Origin of the sequence: Pseudonocardia charpentierae (assembly GCF_031845345.1) — a bacterium.
GTDB lineage: Bacteria > Actinomycetota > Actinomycetes > Mycobacteriales > Pseudonocardiaceae > Pseudonocardia > Pseudonocardia charpentierae.
Map to the genome: position 1 here is coordinate 1 of NZ_JAVREJ010000068.1, position 5,133 is coordinate 5,133.

General features: G+C 57.8%; 2 rRNA genes. Both read right to left on the reverse strand.

Annotation, left to right across the window (positions count from 1 at the left end):
• Nucleotides 1-78: 78 nt before the first annotated feature.
• Nucleotides 79-3,193: ribosomal RNA gene (locus RM445_RS31730) — 23S ribosomal RNA — on the reverse strand.
• A gap of 336 nt (nucleotides 3,194-3,529) precedes the next feature.
• Nucleotides 3,530-5,047 (reverse strand): 16S ribosomal RNA (locus RM445_RS31735).
• The 16S and 23S rRNA genes sit together here, the layout of an rRNA operon.
• Between the last annotated feature and the right edge of the window lie 86 nt (nucleotides 5,048-5,133).

Here is a 5,133-nt window from a genome sequence, read left to right on the forward strand (position 1 = left end):
GGTGGTGCTGGTTGTGTGCTCAGGGTCACACAGTGGATGCGAGCAACTACTCTACTCATACAAGCGGAGCTTGGTGTTGTGGGCAAGCCCTCGGCCTATTAGTACCGGTCGACTCCACCCCTCACAGAGCTTCCATCCCCGGCCTATCAACCCCATGGTCTCTAGGGGGCCTTACCCACGCAAAGGTGGTGGGAGACCTCATCTTGGAACGAGCTTCCCGCTTAGATGCCTTCAGCGGTTATCCCTTCCGAACATAGCCAACCAGCCATGCCCCTGGCGGGACAACTGGCACACCAGAGGTCCGTCCGTCCCGGTCCTCTCGTACTAGGGACAGCCTTCCTCAAGTCTCCTACGCGCGCGGCGGATAGGGACCGAACTGTCTCACGACGTTCTAAACCCAGCTCGCGTACCGCTTTAATGGGCGAACAGCCCAACCCTTGGGACCTACTCCAGCCCCAGGATGCGACGAGCCGACATCGAGGTGCCAAACCATGCCGTCGATATGGACTCTTGGGCAAGATCAGCCTGTTATCCCCGGGGTACCTTTTATCCGTTGAGCGACACCCCTTCCACCAGGAGGTGCCGGATCACTAGTCCCGACTTTCGTCCCTGCTCGACACGTCCGTCTCACAGTCAAGCTCCCTTGTGCACTTACACTCAACACCTGATTGCCAACCAGGCTGAGGGAACCTTTGGGCGCCTCCGTTACTCTTTAGGAGGCAACCGCCCCAGTTAAACTACCCACCAGGCACTGTCCCTGAACCAGATCATGGCCCGAGGTTCAGACACCCAATCCGACCAGAGTGGTATTTCAACAACGACTCCACCACCACTAGCGTGGCCGCTTCACAGTCTCCCACCTATCCTACACAAGCCGAACCGAGCACCAATACCAAGCTGTAGTAAAGGTCCCGGGGTCTTTCCGTCCTGCCGCGCGTAACGAGCATCTTTACTCGTAGTGCAATTTCGCCGAGTCTGTGGTCGAGACAGCGCCCAAGTCGTTACGCCATTCGTGCAGGTCGGAACTTACCCGACAAGGAATTTCGCTACCTTAGGATGGTTATAGTTACCACCGCCGTTTACTGGCGCTTAAATTCTCCGCTTCGCCCTCACGGACTAACAGGTCCTCTTAACGTTCCAGCACCGGGCAGGCGTCAGTCCGTATACATCGTCTTACGACTTCGCACGGACCTGTGTTTTTAGTAAACAGTCGCTTGGGCCTGGTCTCTGCGACCGCCCACCCCTAGCCCGCAAAGGGCTTCAAAGCAGACGGTCCTCCTTCTCCCGAAGTTACGGAGGTATTTTGCCGAGTTCCTTAACCACAGTTCACTCGATCGCCTCGGTATACTCTACCTGACCACCTGTGTCGGTTTAGGGTACGGGCCGCAACAGCACTCGCTAGAGGCTTTTCTCGACAGCATGGGATCACCCTACTTCGCCTCAATCGGCTACGCATCACCCCTCACCCCCGTCATCAAAGACAGACATCCGGATTTACCTGGACATCGGGCCACGAGCTTGCACCAGGACAACCACCGCCTGGCGGGACTACCCTCCTGCGTCACCCCATCACTTGCCTACTACCGGATCGGGTCCCACGCTCCCCCCACAAACCATCCCGAAGGACAGTAAAGAGGTTCGGATGGTCAGCATCACCGGCCTGGGCATGGACGCACCGTCACGAGCACGGGAATATCAACCCGTTGTCCATCGACTACGCCTGTCGGCCTCGCCTTAGGTCCCGGCTCACCCTGGGCGGACAAACCTGGCCCAGGAACCCTTGGTCAATCGGCGGCAGAGATTCTCACTCTGCATTCGCTACTCATGCCTGCATTCTCACTCCCACACCCTCCACGACTGGGTCACCCCGCCGCTTCACCGGATGCAGGACGCTCCCCTACCCAACAAGAACCTAAGTTCTCGTTGCCACAGCTTCGGCGGTGCGCTTGAGCCCCGCTACATTGTCGGCGCAGGACCACTTGACCAGTGAGCTATTACGCACTCTTTCAAGGGTGGCTGCTTCTAAGCCAACCTCCTGGTTGTCTGGGCGACCCCACATCCTTTCCCACTTAGCGCACGCTTAGGGGCCTTAGCTGGTGATCTGGGCTGTTTCCCTCTCGACTACGAAGCTTATCCCCCGCAGTCTCACTGCCATGCTAGAAATACCGGCATTCGGAGTTTGGCTGAGTTCAGTAAGCTTGTCGGCCCCCTAGCCCATCCAGTGCTCTACCTCCGGCATCCACCACACAACGCTGCACCTAAATGCATTTCGGGGAGAACCAGCTATCACGGAGTTTGATTGGCCTTTCACCCCTACCCACAACTCATCCCCCAGGTTTTCAACCCTGGTGGGTTCGGGCCTCCACGACCTCTTACAGCCGCTTCACCCTGGCCATGGGTAGATCACTCCGCTTCGGGTCTACACCCCGCGACTACAGTGCCGAAACACTCACGCCCTATTCGGACTCGCTTTCGCTACGGCTACCCCACCCGGGTTAACCTCGCCACGAAGCATAACTCGCAGGCTCATTCTTCAAAAGGCACGCCATCACCCAAAACAAGTCCAGGCTCTGACGGCTTGTAGGCACACGGTTTCAGGTACTATTTCACTCCCCTCCCGGGGTACTTTTCATCTTTCCCTCACGGTACTAGTCCGCTATCGGTCACCAGGGAGTATTTAGGCTTACCGGGTGGTCCCGGCAGATTCACAGCAAATTCCACGAGCTCGCTGCTACTCGGGTATCCGATCCATGACACACGCAGTGTTTTCGCGTACGGGGCTCTCACCCACTACGGCGACCCTTTCCAGAAGTCTTCCACTAACACCACGCACATGCCATCCCCAGTCCGGCAGAACCAGAACGACCAAACCCCACAACACCGCACCCGCAACCCCTGCCGGGTATCACACGAACACGGTTTAGCCTCATCCGCTTTCGCTCGCCACTACTCACGGAATCACGGTTGTTTTCTCTTCCAGTGGGTACTGAGATGTTTCACTTCCCCACGTTCCCCCCAACACCCTATGAATTCAGATGCTGGTAACACCCCATGACGGGTGCTGGGTTTCCCCATTCGGACACCCTCGGATCACAGCTCGGTTGACAGCTCCCCGAGGCCTATCGCGGCCTCCCACGTCCTTCATCGGCTCCTGATGCCTAGACATCCACCATGTGCCCTTAAACACTTGACCACAACAAGATGCTCGCATCCACTATGCAACACTCAACACACAACCACACCCCAACCCTCACACCGCCACCACACGAAAAACCTCATGCGTTAGACCGGCCAGGCCAGGAGCGGTACCGAGAACAACACCCACAAGGTGTCCCCTCAGGACCCAACAGTGTGCCAGCCTGCTAAAACTGTTTGGAACCAGACAGCAGAAGTGTTCCACCCAGCCACACCCACGCTTCACCAGCAAACGCCGGCACCACGCTTCGATCAGGTGTGGAATCGTGAAAGGAGGGACACACACCCTTCAGAGATGCATGAACCAACCTCACCATTCGGTGAGACTCCTTAGAAAGGAGGTGATCCAGCCGCACCTTCCGGTACGGCTACCTTGTTACGACTTCGTCCCAATCGCCAGTCCCACCTTCGACGACTCCCCCCACAAGTGGTTAGGCCATCGGCTTCGGGTGTTACCAACTTTCGTGACGTGACGGGCGGTGTGTACAAGGCCCGGGAACGTATTCACCGCAGCGTTGCTGATCTGCGATTACTAGCGACTCCAACTTCACGGGGTCGAGTTGCAGACCCCGATCCGAACTGAGACCCACTTTAAGGGATTCGCTCCACCTCACGGTCTCGCAGCCCTCTGTATAGGCCATTGTAGCATGTGTGAAGCCCTGGACATAAGGGGCATGATGACTTGACGTCATCCCCACCTTCCTCCGAGTTGACCCCGGCAGTCTCCCATGAGTCCCCACCATTACGTGCTGGCAACATGGAACAAGGGTTGCGCTCGTTGCGGGACTTAACCCAACATCTCACGACACGAGCTGACGACAGCCATGCACCACCTGCACACCAACCACAAGGGAACACCCATCTCTGGATGCGTCTGGTGCATGTCAAACCCAGGTAAGGTTCTTCGCGTTGCATCGAATTAATCCACATGCTCCGCCGCTTGTGCGGGCCCCCGTCAATTCCTTTGAGTTTTAGCCTTGCGGCCGTACTCCCCAGGCGGGGCGCTTAATGCGTTAGCTACGGCACAGAGACCGTGGAATGGCCCCCACACCTAGCGCCCACCGTTTACGGCGTGGACTACCAGGGTATCTAATCCTGTTCGCTCCCCACGCTTTCGCTCCTCAGCGTCAGTATCGGCCCAGAGACCCGCCTTCGCCACCGGTGTTCCTCCTGATATCTGCGCATTTCACCGCTACACCAGGAATTCCAGTCTCCCCTGCCGAACTCCAGTCATGCCCGTATCGACCGCAAGCTCAGGGTTAAGCCCCAAGTTTTCACGACCGACGCGACAGACCGCCTACGAGCTCTTTACGCCCAATAATTCCGGACAACGCTCGCACCCTACGTATTACCGCGGCTGCTGGCACGTAGTTGGCCGGTGCTTCTTCTACCCCTACCGTCACTCACGCTTCGTCGGGGCCGAAAGAGGTTTACAACCCGAAGGCCGTCATCCCCCACGCGGCGTCGCTGCGTCAGGCTTCCGCCCATTGCGCAATATTCCCCACTGCTGCCTCCCGTAGGAGTCTGGGCCGTGTCTCAGTCCCAGTGTGGCCGGTCGCCCTCTCAGGCCGGCTACCCGTCGTCGCCTTGGTAGGCCATCACCCCACCAACAAGCTGATAGGCCGCGGGCCCATCCCCCACCGAAAAACTTTCCACCACACACCATGCGACATGTAGTCATATCCGGTATTAGACCCAGTTTCCCAGGCTTATCCCAGAGTAGGGGGCAGGTCACCCACGTGTTACTCACCCGTTCGCCGCTCGTGTACCCCGAAGGGCCTTACCGCTCGACTTGCATGTGTTAAGCACGCCGCCAGCGTTCGTCCTGAGCCAGGATCAAACTCTCCAACAAAAACTGGCTCTAACCAAAAAACTCTCCACCACGGACGGGGCCGTAGATATTGAAGAGCCATATCAAAACTGGCACAACACCACCAG